Origin of the sequence: Conchiformibius steedae, from assembly GCF_014054725.1 — a bacterium.
Lineage (GTDB): Bacteria > Pseudomonadota > Gammaproteobacteria > Burkholderiales > Neisseriaceae > Conchiformibius > Conchiformibius steedae.
Window position 1 is genome coordinate 577,174 of record NZ_CP059563.1, and the last position, 25,345, is coordinate 602,518.

32 protein-coding genes and 2 tRNA genes are annotated in these 25,345 nt (G+C 51.9%); 17 read left to right on the forward strand and 17 right to left on the reverse strand.

Going from position 1 to position 25,345, the window contains the following annotated elements; all coding sequences use genetic code 11:
• Positions 1–106: 106 nt before the first annotated feature.
• From acpP to H3L98_RS03320, 6 genes are all read right to left on the reverse strand, one after another.
• The gene (acpP, locus tag H3L98_RS03295; RefSeq protein ID WP_027022771.1) at positions 107–346 is read right to left on the reverse strand and encodes an acyl carrier protein; all 240 of its coding nucleotides are present in this window, start codon (positions 344–346) and stop codon (positions 107–109) included.
• A 98-nt stretch (positions 347–444) separates the two neighbouring features.
• The gene (locus H3L98_RS03300) at positions 445–714 is read right to left on the reverse strand and encodes an oxidative damage protection protein (RefSeq protein ID WP_027009910.1); all 270 of its coding nucleotides are present in this window, start codon (positions 712–714) and stop codon (positions 445–447) included.
• A 69-nt stretch (positions 715–783) separates the two neighbouring features.
• On the reverse strand, positions 784–1,458 hold the full coding sequence (ispD, locus tag H3L98_RS03305; RefSeq protein WP_027022770.1) for a 2-C-methyl-D-erythritol 4-phosphate cytidylyltransferase: 675 nt from the start codon (positions 1,456–1,458) through the stop codon (positions 784–786).
• The gene (gene dnaQ / locus H3L98_RS03310) at positions 1,455–2,246 is read right to left on the reverse strand and encodes a DNA polymerase III subunit epsilon (RefSeq protein ID WP_051532173.1); all 792 of its coding nucleotides are present in this window, start codon (positions 2,244–2,246) and stop codon (positions 1,455–1,457) included. The genes ispD and dnaQ overlap by 4 nt, the downstream gene beginning before the upstream one ends.
• Positions 2,247–2,303: 57 nt before the next feature.
• Positions 2,304–2,516, reverse strand: a complete 213-nt coding sequence (locus H3L98_RS03315) for a hypothetical protein (RefSeq protein ID WP_027022769.1) — start codon at positions 2,514–2,516, stop codon at positions 2,304–2,306.
• A 9-nt stretch (positions 2,517–2,525) separates the two neighbouring features.
• Positions 2,526–3,197, reverse strand: a complete 672-nt coding sequence (locus tag H3L98_RS03320) for a C40 family peptidase (protein ID WP_084481935.1) — start codon at positions 3,195–3,197, stop codon at positions 2,526–2,528.
• A gap of 279 nt (positions 3,198–3,476) precedes the next feature.
• Between H3L98_RS03320 and H3L98_RS03325 the strand changes: the two genes are divergently transcribed.
• The gene (locus tag H3L98_RS03325; protein WP_027022767.1) at positions 3,477–4,061 is read left to right on the forward strand and encodes an aminodeoxychorismate/anthranilate synthase component II; all 585 of its coding nucleotides are present in this window, start codon (positions 3,477–3,479) and stop codon (positions 4,059–4,061) included.
• A 34-nt stretch (positions 4,062–4,095) separates the two neighbouring features.
• Here H3L98_RS03325 and H3L98_RS03330 read toward each other — a convergent pair whose 3' ends face one another.
• From H3L98_RS03330 to H3L98_RS03355, 6 genes are all read right to left on the reverse strand, one after another.
• Positions 4,096–4,659, reverse strand: a complete 564-nt coding sequence (locus H3L98_RS03330; RefSeq protein ID WP_051532172.1) for a thermonuclease family protein — start codon at positions 4,657–4,659, stop codon at positions 4,096–4,098.
• Between the two features lie 3 nt (positions 4,660–4,662).
• Complete coding sequence (locus H3L98_RS03335; protein WP_027022765.1) at positions 4,663–5,244, reverse strand: thermonuclease family protein; 582 nt, start codon at positions 5,242–5,244, stop codon at positions 4,663–4,665.
• Positions 5,245–5,300: 56 nt separating this feature from the next.
• On the reverse strand, positions 5,301–6,155 hold the full coding sequence (locus H3L98_RS03340) for a substrate-binding periplasmic protein (RefSeq protein WP_156932356.1): 855 nt from the start codon (positions 6,153–6,155) through the stop codon (positions 5,301–5,303).
• Between the two features lie 148 nt (positions 6,156–6,303).
• Positions 6,304–6,969 (reverse strand): ribose-5-phosphate isomerase RpiA, encoded by a 666-nt coding sequence (gene rpiA / locus H3L98_RS03345; protein WP_027022764.1) that lies wholly within the window; start codon positions 6,967–6,969, stop codon positions 6,304–6,306.
• Between the two features lie 21 nt (positions 6,970–6,990).
• A complete protein-coding gene (ispF, locus tag H3L98_RS03350) occupies positions 6,991–7,470 on the reverse strand; it encodes a 2-C-methyl-D-erythritol 2,4-cyclodiphosphate synthase (protein WP_027022763.1) in 480 nt (159 codons plus the stop codon).
• A gap of 15 nt (positions 7,471–7,485) precedes the next feature.
• Positions 7,486–8,346 (reverse strand): SDR family oxidoreductase, encoded by an 861-nt coding sequence (locus tag H3L98_RS03355; protein WP_027022762.1) that lies wholly within the window; start codon positions 8,344–8,346, stop codon positions 7,486–7,488.
• 353 nt (positions 8,347–8,699) lie between these two features.
• Here H3L98_RS03355 and H3L98_RS03360 point away from each other — a divergent pair, with 353 nt between their 5' ends.
• The 5 genes from H3L98_RS03360 to ubiE all read left to right on the forward strand — a co-directional run bounded on the left by H3L98_RS03360 (position 8,700) and on the right by ubiE (position 12,540).
• Positions 8,700–9,218 (forward strand): c-type cytochrome, encoded by a 519-nt coding sequence (locus H3L98_RS03360; protein ID WP_027022761.1) that lies wholly within the window; start codon positions 8,700–8,702, stop codon positions 9,216–9,218.
• Positions 9,219–9,324: 106 nt separating this feature from the next.
• On the forward strand, positions 9,325–10,701 hold the full coding sequence (gene ffh, locus H3L98_RS03365; RefSeq protein ID WP_027022760.1) for a signal recognition particle protein: 1,377 nt from the start codon (positions 9,325–9,327) through the stop codon (positions 10,699–10,701).
• Positions 10,702–10,716: 15 nt separating this feature from the next.
• Positions 10,717–11,052 carry a gamma-butyrobetaine hydroxylase family protein gene (locus tag H3L98_RS03370; protein WP_034333951.1) on the forward strand — a complete coding sequence of 112 codons (336 nt, stop codon included), beginning with the start codon at positions 10,717–10,719 and terminating at the stop codon, positions 11,050–11,052.
• Between the two features lie 9 nt (positions 11,053–11,061).
• Complete coding sequence (locus H3L98_RS03375) at positions 11,062–11,736, forward strand: rhomboid family intramembrane serine protease (RefSeq protein WP_034333949.1); 675 nt, start codon at positions 11,062–11,064, stop codon at positions 11,734–11,736.
• 60 nt (positions 11,737–11,796) lie between these two features.
• Positions 11,797–12,540 (forward strand): bifunctional demethylmenaquinone methyltransferase/2-methoxy-6-polyprenyl-1,4-benzoquinol methylase UbiE, encoded by a 744-nt coding sequence (gene ubiE, locus H3L98_RS03380; RefSeq protein WP_420838891.1) that lies wholly within the window; start codon positions 11,797–11,799, stop codon positions 12,538–12,540.
• Between the two features lie 37 nt (positions 12,541–12,577).
• Here ubiE and plsX read toward each other — a convergent pair whose 3' ends face one another.
• From plsX to queC, 3 genes are all read right to left on the reverse strand, one after another.
• A complete protein-coding gene (plsX, locus tag H3L98_RS03385; RefSeq protein WP_027022756.1) occupies positions 12,578–13,609 on the reverse strand; it encodes a phosphate acyltransferase PlsX in 1,032 nt (343 codons plus the stop codon).
• Positions 13,610–13,682: 73 nt separating this feature from the next.
• The gene (nth, locus tag H3L98_RS03390; RefSeq protein ID WP_027022755.1) at positions 13,683–14,315 is read right to left on the reverse strand and encodes an endonuclease III; all 633 of its coding nucleotides are present in this window, start codon (positions 14,313–14,315) and stop codon (positions 13,683–13,685) included.
• Positions 14,312–14,980: a 7-cyano-7-deazaguanine synthase QueC gene (gene queC / locus H3L98_RS03395; protein ID WP_027022754.1), complete on the reverse strand. Its 669-nt coding sequence runs from the start codon at positions 14,978–14,980 to the stop codon at positions 14,312–14,314. The genes nth and queC overlap by 4 nt, the downstream gene beginning before the upstream one ends.
• A 107-nt stretch (positions 14,981–15,087) precedes the next feature.
• Here queC and H3L98_RS03400 point away from each other — a divergent pair, with 107 nt between their 5' ends.
• The 10 genes from H3L98_RS03400 to H3L98_RS03445 all read left to right on the forward strand — a co-directional run bounded on the left by H3L98_RS03400 (position 15,088) and on the right by H3L98_RS03445 (position 22,043).
• Entirely contained in the window at positions 15,088–15,573 is a 486-nt protein-coding gene (locus H3L98_RS03400; protein ID WP_034333962.1) for a disulfide bond formation protein B, read from the forward strand.
• A gap of 81 nt (positions 15,574–15,654) precedes the next feature.
• Positions 15,655–16,281, forward strand: a complete 627-nt coding sequence (locus tag H3L98_RS03405) for an LOG family protein (protein ID WP_027022752.1) — start codon at positions 15,655–15,657, stop codon at positions 16,279–16,281.
• A 155-nt stretch (positions 16,282–16,436) separates the two neighbouring features.
• Positions 16,437–17,864, forward strand: a complete 1,428-nt coding sequence (locus tag H3L98_RS03410; RefSeq protein WP_051532170.1) for an SLC13 family permease — start codon at positions 16,437–16,439, stop codon at positions 17,862–17,864.
• Between the two features lie 184 nt (positions 17,865–18,048).
• A complete protein-coding gene (locus H3L98_RS03415) occupies positions 18,049–18,672 on the forward strand; it encodes a hypothetical protein (protein ID WP_027022750.1) in 624 nt (207 codons plus the stop codon).
• Positions 18,673–18,683: 11 nt separating this feature from the next.
• Positions 18,684–19,286, forward strand: a complete 603-nt coding sequence (gene ribA / locus H3L98_RS03420; protein ID WP_027022749.1) for a GTP cyclohydrolase II — start codon at positions 18,684–18,686, stop codon at positions 19,284–19,286.
• A gap of 109 nt (positions 19,287–19,395) precedes the next feature.
• A tRNA-Val gene (locus H3L98_RS03425) sits at positions 19,396–19,471 on the forward strand.
• A gap of 39 nt (positions 19,472–19,510) precedes the next feature.
• Positions 19,511–19,587: transfer RNA gene (locus H3L98_RS03430), tRNA-Asp, on the forward strand.
• A gap of 104 nt (positions 19,588–19,691) precedes the next feature.
• The gene (locus tag H3L98_RS03435) at positions 19,692–20,333 is read left to right on the forward strand and encodes an SCO family protein (protein WP_246327837.1); all 642 of its coding nucleotides are present in this window, start codon (positions 19,692–19,694) and stop codon (positions 20,331–20,333) included.
• Positions 20,330–21,022, forward strand: coding sequence for an ATP phosphoribosyltransferase (gene hisG, locus H3L98_RS03440; RefSeq protein ID WP_051532169.1), 693 nt, complete (start codon positions 20,330–20,332; stop codon positions 21,020–21,022). Before H3L98_RS03435 ends, hisG begins: the two co-directional genes overlap by 4 nt.
• Positions 21,003–22,043, forward strand: coding sequence for a hypothetical protein (locus H3L98_RS03445; RefSeq protein ID WP_182078451.1), 1,041 nt, complete (start codon positions 21,003–21,005; stop codon positions 22,041–22,043). Before hisG ends, H3L98_RS03445 begins: the two co-directional genes overlap by 20 nt.
• Positions 22,044–22,082: 39 nt before the next feature.
• Here H3L98_RS03445 and H3L98_RS03450 read toward each other — a convergent pair whose 3' ends face one another.
• Together H3L98_RS03450 and H3L98_RS03455 are read right to left on the reverse strand one after the other, a co-directional pair.
• Positions 22,083–22,679: a Maf family protein gene (locus H3L98_RS03450; RefSeq protein WP_027022747.1), complete on the reverse strand. Its 597-nt coding sequence runs from the start codon at positions 22,677–22,679 to the stop codon at positions 22,083–22,085.
• A 56-nt stretch (positions 22,680–22,735) separates the two neighbouring features.
• Positions 22,736–23,815: a L,D-transpeptidase gene (locus H3L98_RS03455; RefSeq protein ID WP_051532168.1), complete on the reverse strand. Its 1,080-nt coding sequence runs from the start codon at positions 23,813–23,815 to the stop codon at positions 22,736–22,738.
• 152 nt (positions 23,816–23,967) lie between these two features.
• Between H3L98_RS03455 and H3L98_RS03460 the strand changes: the two genes are divergently transcribed.
• Entirely contained in the window at positions 23,968–25,263 is a 1,296-nt protein-coding gene (locus H3L98_RS03460; RefSeq protein ID WP_027022746.1) for a 23S rRNA (uracil(1939)-C(5))-methyltransferase, read from the forward strand.
• Positions 25,264–25,345 lie beyond the last annotated feature (82 nt).

Consider the following 25,345-nt stretch of genomic DNA (forward strand, 5'->3'; position numbering starts at 1 on the left):
CTTTGCCGATGGGTTGACAGGCTGGGCTGAACCGTGCGGCGTGTTGTAAAAACAGCCCCCGATTGCGGCGAACCGCCCATCAGAGGCTGGATAGAAAGCAAGGGGATTAGCCTTGGCGTTCGTTTACATAATCGATGGCTGCCTGAACGGTGGTGATTTTTTCAGCATCTTCATCGGGGATTTCGCAGCCGAAAGCTTCTTCCAAAGCCATTACCAATTCTACGGTGTCCAAAGAATCTGCGCCCAAATCGTCTTGGAAAGAAGATTCGTTTTTCACTTGGTCTTCAGCCACGCCCAATTGCTCGGCAACGATTTTTTTCACTTGTTGTTCAACATTGTTTGACATCATTTTGTCCTTGATTAAATGCCTTACGGCGGTTGGGGATAAATATTCGGGCTATTGTACCCGATTGGATTAGATTTTTCTATCTATAATTTGGGCACTCAGGCTTGGGGTACATAGCCTTGAACCGCATCTGCGCCGTCGCCGAAAAAGTAGTTTTCCATTTGTTGTGCCAAATATTCGCGCGCACGCGGGTCGGCAAGGCTTAAACGGTTTTCGTTAATCAGCATGGTTTGGTGGCGTGTCCACGCTTCCCACGCTTCTTGCGAAACATTGTCAAAAATGCGCTTGCCCAATTCGTTGGGCAGGGGCTGGAATTTCATTGCGGGTGCTTCTTTACCCAATTTGATGCAGTGTACGGTGCGGCTCATGATGTGTCTGCCTGATGAAAAAGGGCAATCTTAACAAAGTTCGCGCCTGCTGCAAACCGTTGATGTGCTTTAAGGGCGCAAGCGCAACAAGGCTTCTGCCAACAGGGCATCATCGGGGCGTGTTAATTTGAGGTTGCGGCTGTCGCCTGTGATTAAACGCGGGCGCAAGCCCAAACGTTCTACGGCAGAAGATTCGTCAGTAATGCCGTCCAAACTGCCGTTTAAAGCGCGTTGCAGCAGCGCAGCAGGAAAAAGCTGCGGCGTTTGCGCCTGCCACAAGCCATCGCGGGGCAGGGTGGTTTCGGCGCAAGCGTGTGTGTCTTGGCGTTTGAGGGTATCGGCAACGGGTAGGGCGAGCAATGCACCGTGTGGGGCATCGGCAGCGTCGAGCAGGCGTTCCAGTGCGGCAGCGGGCAGACAGCAACGCGCAGCATCGTGCACCAACACGGGCGTATCGGGCGATACCAAATCGTTTTTCAGTAAATGATTGAGTCCGTTGCGGACACTTTCGGCGCGGCTGTCGCCCCCTGCGCGGCAAATATGTGCGGGCAAGTTCAGTTCGTCAATAAAGGCATCATCAGGCGCAACCACCACGGCGATTTGGCTGATGCGCGGATTGGCACGGAAAATATCTACTGTGTGTGCCAAAACGGTTTTTCCAGCTAATACAGTATATTGTTTGGGGATTTCTGCCCCAAAACGGCTGCCAACACCCGCAGCGGGAATTAACACGGCGGCATTCACGGTGTATCCTTTTTGGCTTCTGCTTCTGCTTCTGCTTCTGCTTCTGCTTCTGCTTCTGCTTCTGCGGCGGTAAGGTCGCGGCGGTACAGGCAGTTTTCGCCTAATGCGTCCAAATAACTTTCATGTTCAGCGCATTCTTCGGCACTGGCACGGCGCACTTTTAATTGGCTGGGGCGCGGCGATGCGGAAATGCTGTGATTTTCCGTGTGGGAAACAGCAGTTTCACCATCATCTTCGCCTGCCATCAGGCTGAATTGCCCGCGTGTCATGGCAAGATACACGCCGCCGAGCAGTTCGCAGTCAATTAACGCGCCATGCAAAACACGGCGGCTGCGGTCCACGCCCAAGCGGTTGCACAATGCGTCCAAGCTGGCTTTTTGCCCCGGATATTTTTCCCGCGCCATTGCCAGCGTGTCGGTAATGGCGCACACGGTTTGCACTTCGGGCAGGTTGACACGGGCAAATTCGGCGTTTAAAAAGCCTACGTCAAATTTGGCATTGTGGATAATCAGTTCCGAACCTTGAATAAAATCAAAGATTTCTTGCGCAACTTGTGCGAATACGGGCTTGCCGTCTAGTTTTTCCAAGGTAATGCCGTGTACCGCTGCGGCTTCTTCGGGAATATCGCGCTCGGGGTGGACATACAGGTGCAGACTGTTGCCTGTGAATTGGCGGTTAATCATTTCCAAACCGGCAAATTCAATCAGGCGGTCGGGGTGAACGGGGTCGTTGGCGTTCAACCCTGTGGTTTCGGTATCGAGAATAATTTGGCGGACGTGTTCCTGCATGGCACTCTTTCACAACAAACGCGGCTGCCTGAATGGTTCAGACAGCCGCTGTGGTTTTTAACGGTAAGGATTTTCTATACCTGCCATCAAATCTGCCAAAAAATCACGCACTTGCTGTTCGGCGCAACCCATCAGCAGCGCATCTTCAAAGGCATCTTGAGCGGCTTGATACAGCTCAGTCATGTTTTCGCGCATCACCTTGATTTTTTCGGTGCAGGCAACGGTTTGACCGTCTTCACCGTGCCAACGCGGCAATTCAGGCATCGGCATGGCGCAACCTTAATTTTTCACACGGCGGGCGGTGGCGTAACGCGCACTCCAATATTTGCTGCCCAAGTTGGTGATTTCAATGCGTTTGCCTGTGCGCGGTGAGTGGATAAAGCGATTATTGCCCACATACATGCCCACATGGGAAATGCGTCGTCCCGAAGTACGGAAAAACACCATATCGCCCGGTTGCAAGTTGGCGCGGCTGACGTGCGTGCCGACTTGCGCCTGTTGTGCGGAAGTGCGCGGCAGGTTTACTGCAAACGCCTTGCGGAAAATATGCTGCATAAAACCGCTACAGTCAAAACCCGTGCTCGGGCTGGTACCACCAAAACGGTATGCCACGCCCAACAAGCCCATGGCATTGGACAACAGTGCATCGGCATCGCTGCGTCCGCCGCTTGATTGCCGCACAGTTTGCTGTTTGCTGGCAACGTCGTGTTTAGCGGTTGCTTGCTGTACCGAGCGGTTTAAGCGCAATGTAGAAGACGCTTTATCAGACGGTTTGCTTTGCGGTGCAGCAGAGCGTGAATCGGCAGATTTTGAACGAATCAGCGCATCCAAATTGTCTTGAGGGGTATTTTGCTGCGGCTGTTGGCGCTGACGCAGCAACTGCTCCAAATGGTCGTCGGGGTTGGCATGGCTCACTGCCGCCCCACCCAAACTCAATAAAACAAACAACATGGGAATCCATGTATTTGTTTTAGATTTTAATAGGTTATTCATAAGCATAATCGGACAGGGCAACATACGGAACCCCGTTTTTGCCCTGTTTGCCCGAATGTAAAAACAATCATAGTAAGCGATTATAGCCCAAATCTGTTATTACATAGCGTTAGATTCTGTAAACGCTGTTTAACATGGCGATAGTCAGCGCAGTTTTGCGCCCGTGTGCAAAATCTGTAAAAATACCGTCCCGATTGTTTTTTGCCCCATAATGCCGCAAGGTATCAAGGAATTATTATGCTGCTTTTTATTGATAACTACGACAGCTTTACCTACAACATTGTCCAATACCTTGCCCAATTGGGTCAGGAAGTGAAAGTGTTGCGTAATGACGACATTGATTTGGACGGAATTGCGAATTTACGCCCGAATTACTTGCTAATTGGTCCGGGACCGTGTTCGCCCAAAGAAGCGGGGATTTCGGTGGCGGCGATGCGCCGTTTTGCGGGTGAAATTCCGATTTTGGGCGTGTGCTTGGGGCATCAGACCATAGGCGAGGCCTTTGGAGGAAAAGTGGTGCGTGCCAAAACGCTGATGCACGGTAAAACTTCGCCCGTGTTTCATCATGGAACGGGGGTATTTCGCGATTTGCCCAATCCTGTGGTGTGTACGCGCTATCACAGCTTGGTGATTGAGCGCGAATCCTTGCCCGATTGTTTGGAAATCACGGCGTGGACGGAAGACGGGGAAATTATGGGTGTGCGCCACCGTGATTATGCGGTGGAAGGGGTGCAGTTTCACCCCGAAGGGCTGCTGACGGAACACGGGCATGAAATGTTGCAGAATTTTTTAACGGAATTTCAAGATTATCCGCGTAAATAATCACAAGGCTGTCCATTTCGGACAGCCTTTTTGTTTATTCGGGCTGTTTGCCTGCGCGTTTTTCTTTGCGGTAATCCCACGGGGCAAGGGGGCTGCGCTCACGCCACAAGCCTTTGCGTTGTTTTTTGGCTTCTGCTTGTGCGCTTTCGTAGCGGGCAAAGTCGTCTTTGGGCTGATTGCGCTTGGCAATGGATTGGTAATGCCAAGCGTGTCCGTTTTGAATTTGGGCAAAATTGACGTCTTCGCCGTTGATGCGCAGGCGGGCGACTTGGCGTTGGTATTGGTCGGTGTCAATCACTTCTACCTGAACTTTTTTGCCTTCCACCATTTGTTTTAAGGCGGCTTGGCTGGCTTTGCCGTGGCTTTGGCTGCTTTCGGGGGCATCGATAAACGCCATGCGGATGCGCTGTTTTTGTCCGTTGTGGTCGGTAATGCGGACGGTATCGCCATCGGTAACGGCGGTTACGGTGCCGCTGTAGTTTTTGCTGTTACTCGGACCTTGCGAAATGCCGAAGATTGCCAGCACGGCTGCACTAATCAGGGCAGCGGCGCTTTGATACAGTTTCTTTTTTTGACGGGCGGTGAGCTTGAGTAGCATGGTTTAGTGTTCCAACTGGTGTTTTTGACGTTTGTTTTTGCGGTAATCCCACGGAGCAAGGGGGCGCGGGTGTTGCCACAAGCCGATGTGTTGACGGCGGGCGTGCTGTTCGGCGGCGGCGTAGCGGGCAAAGTCGTCTTTGGCTTGGTTGCGTTTGGCGATGGATTGGTAATGCCAAGCGTGTCCGTGTTGGATTTGCAGGTAATTGATGTCGCGTTTGCCGCTGCTTAGGCGGGCAACTTGGCGGCGGTAGCGGTCAATGTCCACAATTTCCACGTCCACTTCGCGCCCCTGCACCAGTTTGGCAAGGGCTTCGCGGCTTTCTGCACCATGCGTTTGCGTGGTTTCGGGGGCATCGATAAATGCGAGACGGATTTTATGGCTGCGCCCTTGGTTGTCGCTAACGCGGACGGTGTCGCCATCGGAAACGGCGGTAACGGTGGCGCGGTAATGTGTGCCTTTATCGGCAGCGGGGGTGCGGATGTTGGGTGTGGTATCGGGGGCGGCAGGCGGCAGATGTACGGGCGCACACGCGCCAGCCAGCAGCACGGCGGCAAACAGGGTGTAAAGTTTACGGTAAAACATGGATTAGGCGTAAAAATATGCACGGACTGCCTGTGTGCAGGCAGTCTGCAGCGGCATTAGTGGGGAGCGGACGAATGTGATGATGCCGAAGCGTTCACGCTGTGGGCGGAATGCAGCCATTTATTGATGATTTTCTGATACATGCCGTTGGCACGCAGGGTGTTTAAGCCATCATTGATTTTGCCGCGCAGCGGGGCGCCGCGTTGTTCCAAGGCAAAAGCAAATTGGATTTGTCCTGATTTTTCATCGGGGATAAACACAAAATCGGGGTTTTGCTGCAAATAGGGTTTGAGCGCGGCTTCCGTGCCGTACACGGCGGCGGCATTATCCTGTTTGACTTCTTTCAGACCCAAATACAGGGTGGCGGTGGGCAGGATTTTGTCGGTGATGTTGGTGCTGCGAAGCTGTTTTTCTACCGTACCGCCGCTGGTTACCGCCAATACCTTGCCTTGCAACTCATTTACATTACTGATTTTTTTGGAAGAAGGCAGTAAAAAGCCGTAGCCCGATTCCAAATAGGGCTGGCTGAAAATAAAGGTATTTTGGTGTTCGGGGGTAATCTGAATACCGGTGGCAATATCGGCATGACCGCTTTGCAGGATGTCGAGCATGCCGCTTAAATTATGCGGCATCACTTGCAGCTTAAAGCCTTCTGCCTGCGCCACTGCCTGCAGCAGTTCCACATCCAAACCGCTCATGCTGCCGTCGGAATTGCGGATGGAAAACGGCGGGTGGGACGATTGGGTAATCACCACATAAGTGGGTTTTTCTTCGCCGCTGTCGCCGGCGGCAGCAGCGGGCGCGGACGGGGTGGCGGGGGCTTCGTTACCGCAGGCGGCAGTCAGCCACACGGCTGCTGCCAAAGCGCAGGTGTGTAAGTAACGGCGGATAGAAAACATTGGGTTCTCCACAAATAAGCACCCGTATCATCAGGCAAAACGGCTGCCGAATACGGGTAAGTAAAAAATAGTTAAAACGGCTGTTTGCTGTGGCGGGCAGGATTGGGGCAATCCGAAATCATAACACGTTTTCAAGTGCTTTGATTTGCCCGCTGTATTTTTAGGGCTGTGCCGTGAGCATTTTTACGCCGTCTTTGCCTGCCAGCAGCAGTACATCGGCGGGGCGGTGGGCGAACAAGCCGTTTTCCACCACGCCCAAAATGCTGTTTAAACGGGTTTCCATTGCCATGGGTTGGCTGAAATCCAAACCGTGTACATCGACAATTTCATTGCCGTTTAAGGTTTTAACACCAATACGCAGTTCGGGTCGTCCGCCCAGTTTTACCAGTTCGCGCGACACCATGGAACGTGCCATCGGTACGACTTCCACAGGCAGCGGAAACTTGCCCAAACGGGAAACGTATTTGCTTTCATCGGCAATGCAGATGAATTTTTGTGCCAGGTTTGCCACGATTTTTTCGCTTAAATGTGCGCCTCCGCCGCCTTTTATCATTTGCAGTAAATGGTTGATTTCGTCTGCGCCGTCAATATACACGGGCAGGGACGAAACTTCGTTTGGGTGGATTTCGGGGATGCCGTATTGCGCCATCAATTCGGAACTTTGCCGTGAGGTGGACACTGCGCCTTTAACGGTTTTGCCGCTTTCGCCCAGTGCGCGGATAAAGTGATTGACGGTGCTGCCCGTGCCGATGCCGATGTATTCGTTGTCGGGGACAAATTCTACTGCTTTAATGGCGGCTTGGCGTTTTAATTCGTCTTGGGTCATGGTTTGCTTTCAATAAGATAATCAAATGGCTTGCAACAGTACCACGGCTTGCGCTTCCATGCCTTCCATGCGTCCTAAATAACCGAGTTGTTCATTGGTTTTGCCTTTGATGTTGATGCAGTTTTCGGGCAAATCCAAATCGGCGGCGAGGTTAGCGCGCATGGCGGGAATGTGCGGTTTGAGTTTGGGCTGTTGGGCGATAATGGTGCTGTCCACATTGACAATGCGCCAGCCTGCTTGACGCACGGCGGCATAGGCGCGGCGCAGCAGTTCGCGGCTGTCGGCGTCTTTAAACTCGGCGGCGGTGTCGGGAAAATGTGTGCCGATGTCGCCCAACGCCGCTGCACCGAGCAGGGCATCAGTGATGGCGTGCAGCAAAATATCGGCATCCGAATGTCCGAGCAGACCTTTGTCAAACGGAATGGTTACGCCGCCGAGAATCAAGGGGCGGTTGGGAACGAGCTGGTGTACGTCATAGCCCTGACCGATGCGGAAAGTCATGTTTTTTCCTTATTTCTATTTTAACCAATCTGCCAAGCGTTCCAACAGACTTTTTTCTTTTTCGGGCTGATGGGCATCGGCAAGGGCGGGCAGTTCGGCGGGTGCGGGCGGGGGCGGCGGCGCAGGGCGGTAAACGGGCAGCGCACCGAAACTTTGCGACACGGGCATCACTTCCAAGCTGTTGACATTAACGTGTTTGGGGCGTTGGTACAGCCACAGCGCGGTTTCGGCAATATCGTCTGCGCTTAAAGAATCGGTGTCGCGGTACAGGGCATCGGCGCGTTCGCTGTTGCCTTTAAAGCGTACATGAGAAAATTCCGTGCCGCCGCATAAGCCTGGTTCAATCACGCTTACGCGCACACCCGTACCGTGCAAATCGGCGCGTAAATTCAGGCTGAACTGCTGCACAAAGGCTTTAGTCGCGCCGTAAACATTGCCCCCCGGATAGGGATAATTCGCCGCGATTGAACCCAAATTGATGATATAACCGTTGCCGCGTTCCACCATTTGCGGCAACACTTGGCGGGTCAGGTAGCTTAAACCGACAATATTGGTTTGAATCATGGTTTCCCAATCGTCAAAATCGGCTTGGTGGGCGGGGTCTAAACCCAATGCCAATCCTGCGTTGTTAATCAGGCAGTCGATTTGGCGGAAGGCTTCGGGCAGGTTTTGCAAGCTTGCCAAGGCAGCATCTACCGAATGTTTGTTGCACACATCGGCTTCTACCACTTGCAACATACTGCCCAGTTTTTCTTTTAATTCGTTTAATTTTTCGCCGCGCCGTGCCATGCCGATAACGGGATAGCCCGCTTGGACAAAACGGCGCACCATTGCCGCACCAAAACCTGCCGATGCACCAGTAATCAAAATTGCCATGTTTGCTGTTTCCTTGGGTGTGCTGTTGAATAAAAAGGTTGATGCGCCCAATCATAACACCAACAAAGCAAAATTTTAAGCGGTGCGCCGACAAATCGCCTTGGGCGGGTTTTATGCAGCGGTGGGCTGCTTATGGTAAGATGGGCGTTGCAGTTAGGGCGTGTCCCTATTTACTTATGCGGCGGTGTTTTTGGTATAAACCCGCGTCTGCCGCGTTAAAAATCCTTGCAAGGTGTCCAACCTTGCGCGGATTTTTGCCTTGCATACGCAGATTTCTACTCAAAAAACCGCTTGGCAAAGCAAATAGGGACACGCCCTAGCATTCACAAATAATTATTTTTAAGGAACACACTATGCATAAATATCTTGTCCTATTGGGTACTGTTTTGGTATTGGGCGCGTGTGGTGGCGAAGCCCCCGCCCCGCAAGCTGCTTCTGCCCCTGCTGCTTCCGCTGCAGCAGGCACACAAGCAGGCGGACAAACCTTTGCCACAGGCAAGGGCGAACTATCTAAAGAACGCAGTGCTGCGTTTAAATCGTTTATGCCCACTTATTCCGATATGGGTAAAATGGCAAAAGGCGATGATGCGTTTGATGAAGAAAAATTTAAAAAATTAGCCGCATCGTTTGCCAAAGAAGCCCGCGCCCCGTTTGACCATTTTGCCAACGACCCCGATGGCAACGGACGTTCCCTGCCTGCCGTGTGGTTGCAGGCAGATGCTTTTGCGGGCGAGCGCGACCGTTTTTTCCAAGCTGTTGATGCCTTAAACGAAGCCGCACAAACCAGCAAATTGGACGACATCAAAGCCGCATTCGGTGCAGTCAGCGCATCATGCAAATCCTGCCACGAAGCCTTCCGCGCCCCCGAATAATCTATATTGCGCCTGATTTCCGCCCGCACGCCCTTGTTGTTGCGGGCGGTTTGTTTGCCGATTGTGCTAAAATAAGCCCGTTGCGAATTTCTAAAGGACTGTGTCCATGCTTGACAATTTAACCAACCGTTTTAGTAAAATTTTCAAAAACATCCGCGGTCAGGCTACCCTTACCGAAGACAACATCAAAGCCGCTTTGCGCGAAGTGCGCCTTGCCCTGTTAGAAGCCGATGTTGCCCTGCCGATTGTGAAAGACTTTGTCAATCACATCAAAGAACGCGCCCTCGGACACGAAATCGCCGACAACCTCACCCCCGACCAAGCCTTTTTTGGTATTGTAAACGAAGCCTTGGTTGAGTTGATGGGTAAGCAAAACAGCGCCTTAAACCTTGCTACCGTTCCCCCCGCCACCATTTTGATGGCAGGTTTGCAGGGCGCGGGTAAAACCACCACCGTGGGCAAGCTGGCGCGTTTGCTGAAAGAGCAGGACAAGAAAAAGAAAATCCTAACCGTGTCTGCCGACGTGTACCGCCCCGCCGCCATTGAACAGCTTAAATTATTGGCGCAACAGGTAAATGTAGATTTTTTCCCGTCTGACCCCACGCAAAAACCCGTAGAAATCGTTCGCGCCGCGCAAGATTACGCCAAAAAGCATTTTTATGACGTGCTGATGGTGGATACGGCGGGTCGTTTGGCAATTGACGAAGAAATGATGTCGGAAATCAAAGCAGTACACGCTGTATTGAATCCGATTGAGACCCTGTTTGTGGTGGATGCCATGCTGGGTCAAGATGCCGTCAATACCGCCAAAGCCTTTGATGAAGCCCTGCCGCTGACAGGCGTGATTTTGACCAAAATGGACGGCGACTCGCGCGGCGGTGCGGCGTTGTCGGTGCGCCAAGTGACGGGCAAACCGATTAAATTTATCGGTATCGGCGAAAAAGTAAACGGGCTTGAACCCTTCCACCCCGACCGCATCGCCAGCCGCATTTTGGGCATGGGCGACGTGATGACCCTGATTGAAGACGTGCAAAAGGGCATTGACGAAGAAGTCGCCGCCGATATGGCGAGAAAGCTCAATAAGGGCAAATCATTTGATTTAAATGATTTTAAAGCACAAATCCAGCAAATGCGCAATATGGGCGGTTTGGAAAACCTATTGTCCAAAATGCCGGGCGAATTGGGACAGCTGTCCAAACACATTCCCGAAGGCACGGCAGAAAAAGCGATGGGGCATGTGGAAGCCATTATCAATTCCATGACCCCCAAAGAACGCGCCAATCCCGCCTTGCTTAAAGCCAGCCGCAAACGCCGCATTGCCGCAGGTGCAGGCGTTACCGTGCAGGAAGTCAATAAAATGCTCAAGCAGTTTGAACAATCGCAGCAGGTAATGAAAATGTTTAGCGGGCGCAATATGACCAAGCTGATGCGCATGGCAAAAGGCATGAAAGGCTTGTTCCCAAACGGTAAATCGCCGTTTTAACCGGAAAAAATAATCATGATGCCCACAGAAATCCGTTTGCAAAATCAAGGGCGCGTGCTGTTATTGGACTATGGCAGCACGTCTTATGCCCTGTCTGCCGAATACCTGCGTGTGTATTCGCCCAGTGCCGAAGTGCGCGGACACGGCAAACCCGTTTTGCAAACGGGCAAGCAAGATGTATCGATAACCGCGCTTGCCCCTGTGGGACATTATGCTGTAAAAATCGTGTTTTCAGACGGACACGACAGCGGTTTGTACGATTGGGCGTATTTACACCGTTTGGCAACAGAATACGATGCACTTTGGCAGGATTATCTGCGCCGCGTGCAGCACCATTTAAACGCAAAATAAGGAATATTAATGAATTTTGCCAATATCAATACATTGGTTTTGCTTGCCCTGATTGGGCTAACCTGCGTGGTGAGCATGATTGGCTGGAAAAACCAATTTGTGTTTCAGCGTTATCAGTTTCATGTGGGTTCGGTGCTGCGCGACAAGCAATACCGCCGCTTAATCACATCGGGATTTTTACACGCCGATGCCATGCACCTGCTGTTTAATATGCTGACGCTGTATTTTTTCGCGCCTGTGATGTTGGCGGCGTTTGGTGTGGCGGGATTTTTGATTGTGTATTTCGGTTCTATGCTGGCGGGCAGTGCGTTTTCGCTGTGGCTGTACCGTAACCGTCCGTCTTACGTAGCAATCGGCGCATCGGGCGCGGTATCGGGGGTGCTGTTTGCATCCATTGCGCTGAATCCGATGATGTCGCTGTTTTTGTTTTTTATCCCGATTCCGATTCCCGCATGGATTTTTGGCACACTGTATTTTGCTTATTCGGTACACATGATGCTCAACCCGCGCCCGTGGGACAATTTGGGACACGCGGCACATTTGGGTGGTGCGGTATTCGGTATGCTGTTTGTGCTGCTGCTGGCGTTGCCCTATGTATTGGCAAATGCGCTGTATTTGGGCATTATGCTGATTCCGCTGCTGTATTTGGGCTATGAACTGCTGTTTGGCAAACGTCGTCCGTAAGCAGGTAGTGGCAAACGGGTTTGCATTTTGAATAAACTGACTTTAGATAAAGAAAGCATGATGAATAATCAAGACCAACAAACGCATTTCGGTTATCAAACCGTTCCCGAAAGCGAAAAAGCAGGGCGTGTTGCCCAAGTGTTTCATTCGGTAGCCAAAAACTACGATTTGATGAATGATGTGATGTCGGGTGGGCTGCACCGTGTGTGGAAACATTTTACCGTGCATACGGCGCGTGTTCCCAAAGGCGGCAAAGTGCTGGATATTGCAGGGGGAACGGGCGATTTGTCGCGCGGCTGGGCAAAGCGCGTGGGCAAAACAGGCGAAGTGTGGCTGACGGACATCAATTCGTCCATGCTTACGGTGGGGCGCGACCGTTTATTGGACGAGGGCTTGATTTTGCCTGTTGCGGTGTGCGATGCCGAACAACTGCCTTTCCCCGACAATTATTTTGATTTAGTGTCGGTGTCGTTTGGTTTGCGGAATATGACACATAAAGAGGTGGCGTTAAAAGAAATGCACCGTGTGTTAAAACCGGGGGGGACGCTGCTGGTGTTGGAATTTTCCAAAGTTTATGAACCGCTTGAACCTGTTTACGATTTATATTCGTTTAAGCTGCTGCCGCTGATGGGTAAATGGATTGCCAAAGATGCGGACAGCTATCAGTATTTGGCTGAATCCATCCGCATGCACCCCGACCAAGAAACGCTGAAACAGATGATGTTGGAAGCGGGCTTTGACCAAGTAGATTATCACAATATGACAGCAGGCGTGGTGGCGTTGCATAAAGGCGTTAAGTTCTAATTAAAAAACCAGATAGTTAGCTATCTGGTTTTTTTGTTTAGGCGTTTTCGGCAGGTGTTGCTGTATTGAGCTTTTGGGCGATGCCTGCTTGGATTTTGTTCAGGCTGTCGGCTTTGGCTTCGTGTAGGGCTTCTTCCAGCGCGTAGGCAAAACCTATGGCATCGGTGCCGCCGTGGCTTTTAATCACAATGCCGCGCAAACCGAGAAAAATCGCTCCGTTAAAACGGCGCGGGTCCAGCCGCTGTTTAAAGTTGTTTAAAGCGGGCAGGGCAGCCAGTCCGCCCAATTTGGTAAAGGCATTGCGTTCAAATTCGGCTTTGATTTCGCCACCCATAAATTTTACTGCGCCTTCAATGGTTTTTAATACTATATTGCCGACAAAGCCGTCTGCCACCACCACATCCACATCGCCGCCAAAAATTTCATTGCCTTCAATATTGCCGATAAAATTTAACGGGCTGTTTTTTAATAGGGAAAAGGTTTCTTTGACGGCTTCCGTGCCTTTGATGTCTTCCGTGCCGATATTGAGCAAACCCACCCGCGCCGTACTGCTTTGCGGGCGCAGTGCGCCAAACAGTTCGCTGCCCATCACGGCAAACTGAAACAATTGCTGCGGGGTGCAGTCTGTGTTGGCACCCAAATCCAACACCAGCGTTAAATGTCCGTTGGCAGCGGGCAGAAATTTGGCGATGGCGGGACGGTCAATATTCGGCAAAGTTTTTAAGATAAAACGCGCTGTTGCCATCAGTGCGCCCGTGTTGCCTGCCGACACCGCCGCTTGTGCCGTACCGTTTTTTACCTGTTCAATGGCAACGCGCATAGACGAATCTTTTTTGTTTTTTAAAGCACTTTGCGGGGCTTCGTCCATTGCCACCACCTGCGAGGCGTGGCAGATGTCTATTTTCGCGGCAATATCGGTGTGTTCTGCCAAGGCTGCACGCAAACGGCTTTCATCGCCCGCCAAAATCAGGCGCACATCGGCATGCCGCCGCAAAAAATCGGCTGCGGCAGGCACGGTTACGTCCAAACCGATGTCGCCGCCCATTGCATCTACAGCAAGAGTAATCATGGGATATCTTCCTTTTTTATCCGACCAAAGGCGTATTAACATTGTAAAACGTGCGCCGCCGTTTGAAAACGACTCACAGGTTTTTTGCGCCGTATTCGCACAAATCTTGAATCAGACAGCGGGCGCACTGCGGTTTTTGCGCCTTGCAGGTATAACGTCCGTGCAAAATCAGCCAATGGTGCGCGTCCATTAAAAATTCTTTTGGAACAAAGCGCATCAGCTTGTCTTCCACTTCACGCACGTCTTTACCCGTGGCGATTTTGGTGCGGTTGGATACGCGGAAAATATGCGTATCCACAGCCATGACCGCTTGCCCGAAAGCCGTGTTCAGCACCACATTGGCGGTTTTGCGTCCCACACCGGGTAAGGCTTCCAATTCTTCGCGCGTTTGCGGGACTTCGCCGCCGTGTTTTTCCAGCAGCAAACGGCAGGTTTGCATAATGTGTTTGGATTTGGTTTGGTACAAACCGATGGTTTTCACATACTCACGCAGCGTGTCCAAGCCCAAATCCAATATCTGCTGCGGCGTATTGGCAACGGGAAACAGCTTGGCGGTGGCTTTATTCACGCCCACATCGGTTGCCTGCGCCGACAACAAAACGGCAATCAGCAATTCAAACGGGCTGTTGTAATTCAGTTCGGTGGTGGGGTGTGGATTGGCATCGCGCAAACGGGTAAAGATTTCGGTGCGTATGGTTTTGTTCATGGTTGTCTGCTTTCCGTGTCGGCGCGTTCTGCCAAATACTCGCGCAAACCGCGTTCGCGCAAAATACAGCTGGGGCATTCGCCGCAACCGCCTTCCACGCCCAAATAGCAGGTGTGGGTGCGGGTGCGCACAAAATCAAACGCGCCCAATTCGTCTGCCAATGCCCACGTTTGCTTTTTAGTCAGATACATTAAAGGCGTGTGCAACCGAAACGGATAATCCATTGCCAATTGCAAGGTTTGCTGCATAGAGCGGATAAACTCGGCGCGACAGTCGGGATAACCCGAAAAATCGGTTTCGCACACACCGATATAAATATCGTGTATGGCGTGTGATTTGGCAAAAATCGCCGCATACAGTAAAAACAAAGCATTGCGCCCGTCAACAAAAGTATTGGGCATGCCTTGACTGTTGCTGCTGATGGTGGCGTGGTCGTCCATTAAAGCATTGTGGGTTACGCTTTGCATAACCGACAAATCCAATACAGTCAGCGGAACATTTAAATCGCGGGCAATGGCAGCGGCTTTGTCCAATTCTACCGCGTGGCGTTGCCCGTAATGGAAGGCGATGGCGCGTACCTTGCCCGCGCCGTGTTCGCGCAGGGCGAGAAACAGACAAGTGGTGGAATCCTGTCCGCCTGAAAAAACAACCAGAGCTTGAGACATACAAACGGCTTAAAGAAAAAAGCGCGATTATACGCTTTTGTGCTAAAACCGCTGTATCGGGCGAAACAAATGAGGGTAAAATGCCCGATTTTTTATTAGGGGTCAAAATGTATCGTAAAACGGTGTGGCTGGTGTTTGCTGTGGCGGCGGCGGGTGTGTGTGCGTCTTTATTGGCGCAATATGTGTGGGGCATGAACCCGTGTGTGATGTGTATTCAACAGCGTTTGGCATTGGTGGGGATTGCGCTGGTGTCGCCCTTGTGTCTGCTTTTGCCTTTGGCAGCACGGTGGGCGCGTACTGTGGCAGCGGCGGTAATTTCTTTGCCTGCTTTGTTTGGGCTGTATATTGCCGTGAAACAAATTCATTTGCAAAGCCTGCCTTTGCTGGAGCAGCCGCCATGCGGTGCGCCGTGGACGTTCCGTTTGCGCGGTGCGCCTTTGTTTGACTGGTATGAACCGCTGATTCGCGGCACAGGCGCGTGTGGCGAAGTGTATCGTGTGTTGGGTGTGCCTTTGGCGTGGTGGAGTGCGGTGTTTTTCAGTGTGGTGTTGGTAGTATTGTGGGCAATGTGGCTGAAAACGCGCAATGTGTAGTCTGATTTTGCCATAGGGCAGGTGGACGGAGTGGCTTTCTGTTATGATGGCGCATGATTAACCTTGTTTCAGAGAAAAAAGATGTTTAACAATAATACCCATATTTATCAACAGATTTTTGACGAGTGTGTCCGCGCCGATGAAGAATTGGACACCGTACAACCTGCCGTCAGTATTTACGGCAGCGCCCGCATTCCCGCCAATACGCCCGAATATGCGTTTGCCGAGCGTTTGGCACGGCAGTTTGCCGATGCGGGTTTTACCGTGCTGTCGGGTGGTGGACCGGGCATTATGGAAGCAGCAAACAAAGGCGCGTATGCGGGCAGCGGCATATCGGTGGGGCTGAATATTGTTTTACCACGCGAACAAGTGCCGAATTCCTATCAAAATATCGCCTTACACTTTAACCATTTTGCTTCGCGCAAAGCCATGTTTGTGCAACACGCCGTGGCGTATGTGATATTACCGGGTGGTTTTGGTACGCTGGACGAATTGTTTGAAACGCTGACGCTGGTGCAAACAGGCAAAATTCCGCCACGTCCGATTATTTTGTCGGGCAAAGCGTTTTGGCAGGGGTTGGTGGATTGGTTACGCGAACAGGTATTGGGCAAAGGTTTGATTTCCGAAAGCGATTTTGCCCTTATCCGCCAAATTGAGCATGAAGAAGAAATCGTGGCTGCGGTACGTGCCGTGTGTATGGGCAGGTAAATAAGCGATGCCCCGACATAGGGGCTTTATTTTAATTAACAAATAAACCACTGATTTTGTACTTTTATTACATCTGCGTTAAGATTTGAAAAGGTGGGTGGGGAAGGGCTATAATGCCTGCGTAAACCACAACCCAAGCATTCAAGGAACACGCTATGGTGGATTTTAAACACAACCCCAGCGGGCAAAACCTGCCCGAAAACCTGTCGTTGGAAAGTGCGCAAACCCCGATTACCGATTTTCGCGGGCTGATTATCAGCCTGATTGCGGCGGCGGTAAGCGTGCTGTGTTATTTTGTGCTGCCGTATGAAGATATGGTAAACCGCGGTTTGGCGATTTTGATTTTTATTGCGATTTTGTGGTTTACCGAAGCGGTGCATATTACCGTTACCGCGCTGATGGTGCCGATATTGGCGGTGTTGTGCCATATTCCCGATATGACGGTAAACAGTGCTTTGGCAAGGTTTGCCGACCCGATTATTTATGTGTTTTTTGGTGGTTTTGCTTTGGCAACGGCATTGCACATGCAAAGGTTGGACCGCAAAATCGCCATGTGGGTGATTTCGCTGGCACGGGGTAATATGTGGGTGGCGGTGCTGCTGGTGTTTGCGGTAACGGCGTTTTTGTCGATGTGGATTAGCAATACCGCCACGGCTGCCATGATGTTGCCTTTGGCAATGGGCATGATGTCGCATCTGGACCGCGAAAAAGACCGCAATACTTTTGTATTTGTGCTGTTGGGGATTGCGTATTGTGCCAGTATCGGCGGTTTGGGAACGCTGGTGGGTTCACCACCTAATGCCATTGCCGCCAAAGCATTGAACTTGGATTTTTCGGGCTGGATGGCTTATGGTTTGCCGATGATGTTGGTGTTGTTGCCGATTATGTTGGTGTCTTTGTTGCTGATGTTGCGCCCCAATTTTCAGCAGCGCGTGAATATTCAGGAAAAAGAAGATATTCCGTGGACGCTGCACCGTGTGATTACGGTGGTGATTTTTGTGCTGACGGCGGCAGCGTGGATTTTGAGCAAGCAGTTGGCGGCGCTGACGGGCGTGGCAAAAGGCATGGACAGCCTGATTGCAGTAGCGGCTGCGGTGGCAGTGGTGCTGTTTGGCACGGTGCGTTGGCGCGAAGTGGCGCGGAATACCGACTGGGGTGTGTTGCTGCTGTTTGGCGGCGGTTTGACTTTAAGCAGTCTGATGGACAAATCGGGCGCGTCTGCCGCTTTGGGGAATGAAGTGGCGCAAAGCTTTGGCGGGGCATCGCCTTGGCTGGTGATTGTGGTGGTGGCGGCGTTTATTATTTTCTTAACCGAAGTAACCAGCAATACCGCGTCGGCTGCGCTGCTGGTGCCGGTGTTTGCCACCATTGCCGCACAAATGGGTTTACCCAAAGAAGTGCTGGTGATGATTATCGGCATCGGTGCATCGTGTGCCTTTATGCTGCCTGTTGCCACGCCGCCGAATGCGATTGTATTCGGTACGGGCTTGGTCGGACAAAAAGACATGATGAAAGTGGGCTTTGTGCTGAACTGCCTGAGTGTGGTAGCGGTGTCGTTGTGGGCGTATTGGTTTTTAATGTAAGCACTTCCGATTTTAAGTTTGTAAGAACTAGGGCGTGTCCCTAGGCACACGCCCCCGCATATTGCTGATGATGCGGGGGCGTGTGGTTTAATATATGCCTGATGCTTGAGATAGAAGGTATTTGCCCCAATATGCTTGACACTATAACAATATTATCTGCCTTAAAAGATTGAGATGATTTGCTATGTATGAGCCTATTCGGGATTATTTGCAAACCCAAGGTTTGCGTTTGCCTGCCGATGCCGTGCGTGTGGCGCAAGCCGCCGCCGAAGCAGTGATTCAACACGGACAAGCGGCGGTGGAAAGGGCTTTGTTGTGGCAGCCTGCCGCTGCCGAATACCTTGAGCGTAATGAAGACAATGAAGCCCTGTTAAAACAAATTTTTATGGCGTTTGATGCCGCTTACGAACGTTGTCCTGTGGCAGGTGCTGCCGTGTATGGTCTGCATCAGGGCGTATTGCTGCGTTTGGCACAACAGGGCGAAGCCCCCGCCGCACAGCTTGCTGCCGATGGTTCGCAAGACCCCTATCATTTGGCTGCCCGCAGTGCCGTATCAGGTTGGTTAAACTGGGCGGAAAACCTTGCCGAATGGCTGCAACGTGGCGATTTGCAAGGCGAGCACCACGACTACAGTCAAGCCGCTTTGCCCGTGTGTTTGAGTGACGGGCGTGTGTACGGTGTCGTCTATCTCGCCCATCATCAGCCCATTAGTGCCGAAATGCTTGCCGACTGGCTGGGCTTAACGCTGGCATTGCAGCCTGTGTTGGCACAGTTGCTGCCCCCGCCCGAAGCCATCCCCCAAAATTGAGAAACCACTACATGACCCCCAAGCTAAACCATTTAAGCCAATGCCGTCTGCCCACCGAATACGGCGTATTTACCCTACATGGCTTTCAAGAAGACAACGGACGCGAACACATTGCCCTTGTGATGGGCGATGTTGCCAACGGCGAACCCGTGTTGTCGCGCATTCATTCCGAATGTTTAACGGGTGATGCCCTGTTTTCACAAAAATGCGATTGTGGACCGCAGTTGCAAGCCGCCATGCAAGCCGTACACAGTGCAGGGCGCGGCGTGATTGTCTATCTGCGCCAAGAAGGGCGGGGCATCGGACTGATTAACAAAATCCGTGCCTATGCCCTGCAAGACCAAGGCTTGGACACCGTAGAAGCCAATCTTGCCCTAGGCTTGCCTGTAGATGCCCGCGATTTTCGCATTGCCAAACACATTTACGACCATCTTGGCGTGGCTGCCGTGCGCCTGCTTACCAATAATCCCGACAAACTCGATACCTTGCGCGATTGCGGGATTAACGTAGTAGAACGCCTGCCCCTGCACGTTGGGCATCACCCCGAAAACCAACATTATTTGGCGGTAAAAGCCGATAAACTCGGACACATGATGACAAATCAGCACATTTGAAAAACTATTTTTCTATAAAAATCAAATATAATCATTTTTATTGGCTAAACGGGCTTGCCAAGCGATGCAAAAACGGGTTTAATAACGTCTTTCGCTGCTGCGAAACAGCGGGTGATTAGCTCAGTTGGTAGAGCGTCTGCCTTACAAGCAGAATGTCGGCGGTTCGACTCCGTCATCACCCACCAAGTTTTTTGGTTGATTGCCAATAGCAGTTAAACCATTGCGCGGTGGTAGCTCAGTTGGTTAGAGTACCGGCCTGTCACGCCGGTGGTCGCGGGTTCGAGCCCCGTCCACCGCGCCAAATTTAAAAATCCCTTGATAATTTATCAAGGGATTTTTTGCATGGGCGGTTTTCACAAGCAGGCGCGGCTGGTATGATTGCCCTACTTTTTATCAGGAATGGCTATGCTGAAAAAATGTTTGTGCTTGTGTGGCGTGTTATGGCTGCTGGCAGCCTGTGGTACACAAGAAAATCCCCCTGCTGCTTCTGCTGCCGTGGCTGCCGAAACGGTGTTTAAAGGGGCAAAAATCCACGCTTCCGACCGCATTGGCGGCGATTTTGAACTCACAGACGGCACAGGCAAACCTTTTACCTTGTCGCAATTACGTGGCAAAGTGGTGTTGCTGGCGTTTGGGTTTTCGCATTGTCCCGATGTTTGCCCTACCGAATTATTGAGTTACCGTGAAACCGTGGATTTATTGGGTGCAGATGCCGATAAAGTGGCGGTGGTGTTTGTCAGCGTGGACCCCGAACGCGATACTCCTGACTTAATCGGACGTTATGTTAAGCAGTTTCACCCTAATTTTATTGGTTTGACTGCCACAGGCAACCAACAATTGGCATTGGTTAAACAACAATATCGTATTGTCTCTGCCAAAACCGAAGTTAAATCCGCCACCGCTTACAATATAGACCACACATCAGGTGCGTACCTGCTTGACCAAAAAGGCAATGTGGTGGTATTTGAGCCTTATGGCACTTCCCCCGCCCACCTTGCCGAAGACATCCGTATTTTGCTGAAAACTTCCCCGTCTGTTACCAAATGATGCCTGAACAATTAACCATTGCCCTGTCTAAAGGGCGTATTTTTGACGAAACCCTGCCGCTGCTTGCCGCCGCAGGCATTACCCCTGCCGAAGACCCCGAACATTCGCGTAAGCTGATTATCGGCACCAACCGCCCCAATGTGCGTTTGGTAATTGTCCGCGCTACCGATGTGCCAACATATGTGCAATACGGCGCAGCGGATTTTGGTATTGCGGGCAAAGACGTTTTAACCGAACACGGCGGCGATGGTTTGTATCAACCTTTGGATTTGCAGATTGCTCAATGCCGCATGATGGTGGCGGTGCGACAGGGTTTTGATTACGAACAAGCCTCGCGCCCCGGACGGCGTTTGCGTGTTGCCACCAAATACCCCGATATTGCCGCAGCCCATTTCGCTGCCAAAGGCGTGCATGTGGACATTATCAAGCTGTACGGCTCAATGGAATTAGCGCCTTTGGTGGGATTAAGCGATGCCATTGTGGATTTGGTTTCTACAGGCGGTACACTCAAAGCCAACCGTTTGGAAGCCGTAGAACACATTGCCGATATTTCCAGCCGTTTGGTGGTGAACCAAGCCGCTTTAAAAACCAAATACGAATGGATTGAACCGATTATTCAAGCCTTTGCCCGCGCCGTAAGCGGCGAAGCCGTTTCAGGAAAGGAAGACCATGAACACCCTGCTGATTGATTTGCAAAGCACAAAAGCCGATTTAAACCGCATTCCCAAAAACGTGGGTGCAGTGTTTTTGTTTGCCCGCAGTAAAAAAATGCTGAAACGCGCCGTGGCATTCGCGCAAAACCATGCGGCGGCAGAAGTCATCGATTTTGAAGAAAAAAAATCAGTTTCGGCGATGACGGCGGCGGTAAAAACCCTGTTGGCGCACCACCACCACGCCCGCATTGCCGTGGTGTGCGACCACAAAAAAATGTGCGCCAATATCGCTGCTTTGCAAAAAGTGTATCCCGATGCAGAATTGTTGTTGTGGGACAAATTGGGTAAAAAACAACGCCGCCGTTTAAAACGCCAATGCCGCGATGCCAAGCAGGACGGCGGGGCATGGCCACTGCCTTGGGCGGAAGACGAGGGCGCATATCTGCCCCCTGCGCCCGTGCCTGCTGCTTTGCCTGATAACCGTCCGACTATGCCACTGTTGACCGATGCAACAGAAGCAGAATCTGCAGCGGAAGCAGAACCTGCAGCGGAAGCAGAACCTGTAGCGGAAGTTGAATCTGCAGCGGAAGTTGAATCTGCAGCGGAAGTTGAATCTGCAGCGGAAGTTGAATCTGCAGCGGAAGTTGAACCTGCAGCGGAAGTTGAACCTGCAGCGGAAGTTGAACCTGCAGCGGAAGTTGAACCTGCAGCGGAAGTTGAACCTGCAGTGGAGGTTGAACCTGCAGCGGAGGTTGAATCTGCAGCGGAGGTTGAATCTGCAGCGGAGGTTGAATCTGCAGCGGAGGTTGAACCTGCAGCGGAGGTTGAACCTGCAGCGGAGGTTGAATCTGCAGCGGAGGTTGACAACCATACCGCCACCACAGAGCAGGCATTGCGCCTGATTCGCAAAACGCGCCCCAAGAAAAAAGCGGATTTATTACGCGCCTTGCAAACCGCATTGGCAGCCGATGAAAACCTTGCAGAACAAATGTTTGCACATTTGATTGAAATTAAGGCAATCAGCGTGGACGTAGCAGAAAACGTGCGTTATTTGTAAATTTAAAAACCACTTGTTAAACAAGTGGTTTTTTTATATTCAAGCGGTGTGCAGGGGAACGGGACAGCCGCATTCGCGCAGCAGCGCAGCGGTTTCAAACACAGGCAAGCCCATCACGCCCGTAAAACTGCCCGCCAAGTGGCTGACAAAAATCCCGCCAATGCCTTGTATGGCGTATGCGCCTGCTTTGTCCATGGGTTCGCCACCCGCAATATAGGCGCGGATTTCCTGTTCGCTTAAGGTTTTAAAACGCACTTCGCTGGATTGCAATACGCTGTATTCTTGCCCGAGACGGCTGATGCACACGGCGGTCATCACTTGATGGCTGGTGCCTGAAAGCTGCGAGAGCATGGCAAAGGCTTCTTCGGCATTGGCAGGTTTGCCCAATATGCGGCTGTCCAGCGCAACGGTGGTGTCGGCGCTGAGTAGGGGCAGGTCGGGGCGCAGGGTGTCGGCATAAAGGCTGCGGGCAGCGCGGTTTTTTTCTAATGCCATGCGCCCGACATAGTGATAAGCGGATTCTTGCGGGTGCGGGGTTTCGTTGATTTCGGCAACGGTCAGATGTATGCGAAAGCCCAGCTGTTGCAAAATATCGTGGCGGCGCGGGCTGGCGGAAGCCAAGTAAAGTTCGGTCATGGTTTGGGTTCGGTTAGTAAAGCGGCACGCTGGAATAGGGCGTGCCGCAGGGTTAATTATCGGATATTGGTGGGTTGTAAAACGCGCTCGTTGCTGTTGGCAGGGGTTGCGGGTGCAGAAGCCGCTTTGGCTTTAGGCTGTGGCGGTGGTGCGTTGGTGGGCAGGAGCGGGGTTTCAAATACCGATGTGGGTTTAACATTGCGCTTGAGTTTGCGGCTCGGTGCGGGTTTGGGTTTCGCAGCGGGCTTGGCGGGTTTGGAAGCAGCGGCGGGTGCATCGTCTGCGGCGTCCACTTCAATGCTGCTGCCTTCAGGCAGAACTTCATTGCGGGTGGCGCGTACCCCGCCGGCACGCGGACGGGTGGGCTGAATCGAGCCGCTGTTCCACGCCAAAGACTGCAAATCGCCCTGAATCACCGCTTTGCCGCTACAGCTTAAACATACGGCTTTGCCTGCCTGTGTTTTAATGGTTTTTTCTACCAAGGTATTGCTGATGTTGGCACCATTGGCTTTTGCCCAAGCGGAAATGGTTTGGCGTAGTCTGTCGCGTTTCAGATTGCCTTGTTTATAAGGGTCTTTATACACGGCAAGCCACAAATTGCCTGCTTCATCGGTATTGAGCATTGCCATTTCATAGCTTACCGTGGCGGGTGAACCTGTGGTGATTTTTTTCGCAAATTCTAGGGCTTGGTCGGATTTCATGCGTACGCAGCCATGACTGCGGATACCGGGGACGCTGGCAGGGGCGTTGGTGCCGTGAATGCCCAAACCGTGTTTGGGGTCGCCCAAACGCACAAATACAGGACCCAAAGGATTATTCGGACCAGGGGGAACGGTTTTCACGCCGTCGCCGCGTTCTTTTTGAATGGATTTGGGAATGTGCCAAGTGGGGTTATAGGCTTTCGGACCGATTTTGTGTTCGCCCAACAGCGTTTGCGTGTGTGCTTTGCCGACTGCCACGGGATACACTTTTTCCAATTCGCCATCGTAATACAAAAATAGGCGTTGTTGGGGGATATTGATGACAACCTGCCAGCCGTTGGCAGCAGGGCGCACATCGGGTACGGGGGTGGTTTGTGCCGCCATAGCGGAAGAAGCCGCTGCCAAGGCAACGGTTGTCCATAGAGTTTTGTACATAGTCAGGAATAAAGTATATTGGAAAATAACGCCATCATACGCCAAATAGCGTGATTTTATGTGAAAATAACGTTTTTTTGCAGTTTGACAAACGATGTGGCACATTGTGCCGACACTTTTGCAGGCTGTTGCGCTTGGAAACCAAACACAATATGAACCATTCCCTTATCCGAATTGAACGCGCCGACCACGAAGGTCGCGGCATCGGGCGCATTGACGGTAAAACCGTTTTTGTGGCGGGTGCGCTGCCTGATGAAACCGTAAGCTGCCGAATCGTCCGCCGTCACAGCCGTTTTGATGAAGCGGAAACCCTTGATGTTCATCAGGCTTCGCCGTGGCGGGTAGAGCCGTTTTGTCCACACGCGGGCGAGTGTGGTGGCTGTTCGCTGCAACATTTGGATTTTTCGGCACAAGTTGCTTTTAAACAGCAGGCTTTGGAAAGCCAGTTGCAGCGATTGGGAAAAGTGTTGCCACAGCAAATGCTTGCGCCTGTTTACGGCTCTGCCAAACATTACCGCAGTCGCACCCGTTTGGCGGTTACGTCAGCGGGCGTATTGGGCTACCGCAAACGCCACGGACACGATGTGGTGGCGGTGTCGCGATGCGCGGTGTTGCCGAAACCTGTGTCAGATGCTTTGCCTATGTGGGCGCAAGCCGTGGCGGAATTGTGCCAACGTGCGCCCAAAGCAGGTGTTCACGCCTTGGAAATCCATTGCGGCGACAACGTGTCCGCGCTGATGGTGTGCAGCAACCGTGCCATTCCCGCACAAGCATGGCGCGATTGGTCGGATGCCGTGTGTGCGGTGGCAGGCAGTTGGCAGACATGGCAGCAGATTGGCAAAAATGAGCCTGTGCGTATGGGCGGAACAGATGAGGATTTGTGTTACCGCTTGCCTGAATTTGCTTTAAGCATGCCTTTTGTTCCGGGGGATTTTACCCAAGCCAACCGCGCCGTAAATGAAATTCTGGTTGCCCGCGCCGTGCGCCTGTTACAGCCACAAGCCGATGAACAAATTGCCGATTTATTTTGTGGATTGGGCAATTTTTCCCTGCCTTTGGCGCGTAGTGGTGCCAATATTGAAGGCATAGAGGGTTTACCCTCGCTTACCCGCCGCGCCGCCGCCAATGCGCGTGCCAACGGTATAAAAAACGCACGTTTTGCTACAGCAGATTTATTTGAAGTTGCGCCTGATGCAGCGTGGACACGCGCCGATAAAATCCTGCTGGACCCGCCACGTGCGGGCGCGTATGCGGTGGTGCAATCACTGTCGCGCCGACATTTGCCGCAACGGCTGGTGTATGTGTCGTGTAACCCTGCTACTTTGGCGCGTGATGCGGCAGTGTTGGTGGAAAAGGGCTATGTGTTCTCGGCAGCGGGTTTGGTGAATATGTTTCCGCATACGGGGCATAGTGAAGCAGTGGCGTGTTTTGAACGTGTATATAGTTGATTAAAATCGCAACGATACGGCGTTGTCAACGCCCTTATATACTATTCGTACACGGCGGGCGTTGTCGCCTTGTCTCGTTTTT

Excerpts from the sequence above, each read along its gene's own strand:
- rpiA (WP_027022764.1), bottom strand. The coding sequence starts at position 6,969 with ATGACCCAAGACGAATTAAAACGCCAAGCCGCCATTAAAGCAGTAGAA.
- H3L98_RS03330 (WP_051532172.1), bottom strand. The coding sequence starts at position 4,659 with ATGCTACTCAAGCTCACCGCCCGTCAAAAAAAGAAACTGTATCAAAGC.
- H3L98_RS03360 (WP_027022761.1), top strand. The coding sequence starts at position 8,700 with ATGCATAAATATCTTGTCCTATTGGGTACTGTTTTGGTATTGGGCGCG.
- ffh (WP_027022760.1), top strand. The coding sequence starts at position 9,325 with ATGCTTGACAATTTAACCAACCGTTTTAGTAAAATTTTCAAAAACATC.
- ribA (WP_027022749.1), top strand. The coding sequence starts at position 18,684 with ATGACCCCCAAGCTAAACCATTTAAGCCAATGCCGTCTGCCCACCGAA.
- H3L98_RS03455 (WP_051532168.1), bottom strand. The coding sequence starts at position 23,815 with ATGTACAAAACTCTATGGACAACCGTTGCCTTGGCAGCGGCTTCTTCC.
- acpP (WP_027022771.1), bottom strand. The coding sequence starts at position 346 with ATGTCAAACAATGTTGAACAACAAGTGAAAAAAATCGTTGCCGAGCAA.
- H3L98_RS03335 (WP_027022765.1), bottom strand. The coding sequence starts at position 5,244 with ATGTTTTACCGTAAACTTTACACCCTGTTTGCCGCCGTGCTGCTGGCT.
- H3L98_RS03370 (WP_034333951.1), top strand. The coding sequence starts at position 10,717 with ATGATGCCCACAGAAATCCGTTTGCAAAATCAAGGGCGCGTGCTGTTA.
- hisG (WP_051532169.1), top strand. The coding sequence starts at position 20,330 with ATGATGCCTGAACAATTAACCATTGCCCTGTCTAAAGGGCGTATTTTT.
- plsX (WP_027022756.1), bottom strand. The coding sequence starts at position 13,609 with ATGATTACTCTTGCTGTAGATGCAATGGGCGGCGACATCGGTTTGGAC.
- H3L98_RS03355 (WP_027022762.1), bottom strand. The coding sequence starts at position 8,346 with ATGGCAATTTTGATTACTGGTGCATCGGCAGGTTTTGGTGCGGCAATG.
- dnaQ (WP_051532173.1), bottom strand. The coding sequence starts at position 2,246 with ATGCAGGAACACGTCCGCCAAATTATTCTCGATACCGAAACCACAGGG.
- H3L98_RS03435 (WP_246327837.1), top strand. The coding sequence starts at position 19,692 with ATGCTGAAAAAATGTTTGTGCTTGTGTGGCGTGTTATGGCTGCTGGCA.
- queC (WP_027022754.1), bottom strand. The coding sequence starts at position 14,980 with ATGTCTCAAGCTCTGGTTGTTTTTTCAGGCGGACAGGATTCCACCACT.
- ubiE (WP_420838891.1), top strand. The coding sequence starts at position 11,797 with ATGAATAATCAAGACCAACAAACGCATTTCGGTTATCAAACCGTTCCC.
- H3L98_RS03300 (WP_027009910.1), bottom strand. The coding sequence starts at position 714 with ATGAGCCGCACCGTACACTGCATCAAATTGGGTAAAGAAGCACCCGCA.
- H3L98_RS03400 (WP_034333962.1), top strand. The coding sequence starts at position 15,088 with ATGTATCGTAAAACGGTGTGGCTGGTGTTTGCTGTGGCGGCGGCGGGT.
- H3L98_RS03315 (WP_027022769.1), bottom strand. The coding sequence starts at position 2,516 with ATGCCGATGCCTGAATTGCCGCGTTGGCACGGTGAAGACGGTCAAACC.
- H3L98_RS03460 (WP_027022746.1), top strand. The coding sequence starts at position 23,968 with ATGAACCATTCCCTTATCCGAATTGAACGCGCCGACCACGAAGGTCGC.
- H3L98_RS03415 (WP_027022750.1), top strand. The coding sequence starts at position 18,049 with ATGTATGAGCCTATTCGGGATTATTTGCAAACCCAAGGTTTGCGTTTG.
- nth (WP_027022755.1), bottom strand. The coding sequence starts at position 14,315 with ATGAACAAAACCATACGCACCGAAATCTTTACCCGTTTGCGCGATGCC.
- H3L98_RS03405 (WP_027022752.1), top strand. The coding sequence starts at position 15,655 with ATGTTTAACAATAATACCCATATTTATCAACAGATTTTTGACGAGTGT.
- H3L98_RS03325 (WP_027022767.1), top strand. The coding sequence starts at position 3,477 with ATGCTGCTTTTTATTGATAACTACGACAGCTTTACCTACAACATTGTC.
- H3L98_RS03450 (WP_027022747.1), bottom strand. The coding sequence starts at position 22,679 with ATGACCGAACTTTACTTGGCTTCCGCCAGCCCGCGCCGCCACGATATT.
- ispF (WP_027022763.1), bottom strand. The coding sequence starts at position 7,470 with ATGACTTTCCGCATCGGTCAGGGCTATGACGTACACCAGCTCGTTCCC.
- H3L98_RS03445 (WP_182078451.1), top strand. The coding sequence starts at position 21,003 with ATGAACACCCTGCTGATTGATTTGCAAAGCACAAAAGCCGATTTAAAC.
- H3L98_RS03320 (WP_084481935.1), bottom strand. The coding sequence starts at position 3,197 with ATGTTGTTTGTTTTATTGAGTTTGGGTGGGGCGGCAGTGAGCCATGCC.
- H3L98_RS03375 (WP_034333949.1), top strand. The coding sequence starts at position 11,062 with ATGAATTTTGCCAATATCAATACATTGGTTTTGCTTGCCCTGATTGGG.
- H3L98_RS03410 (WP_051532170.1), top strand. The coding sequence starts at position 16,437 with ATGGTGGATTTTAAACACAACCCCAGCGGGCAAAACCTGCCCGAAAAC.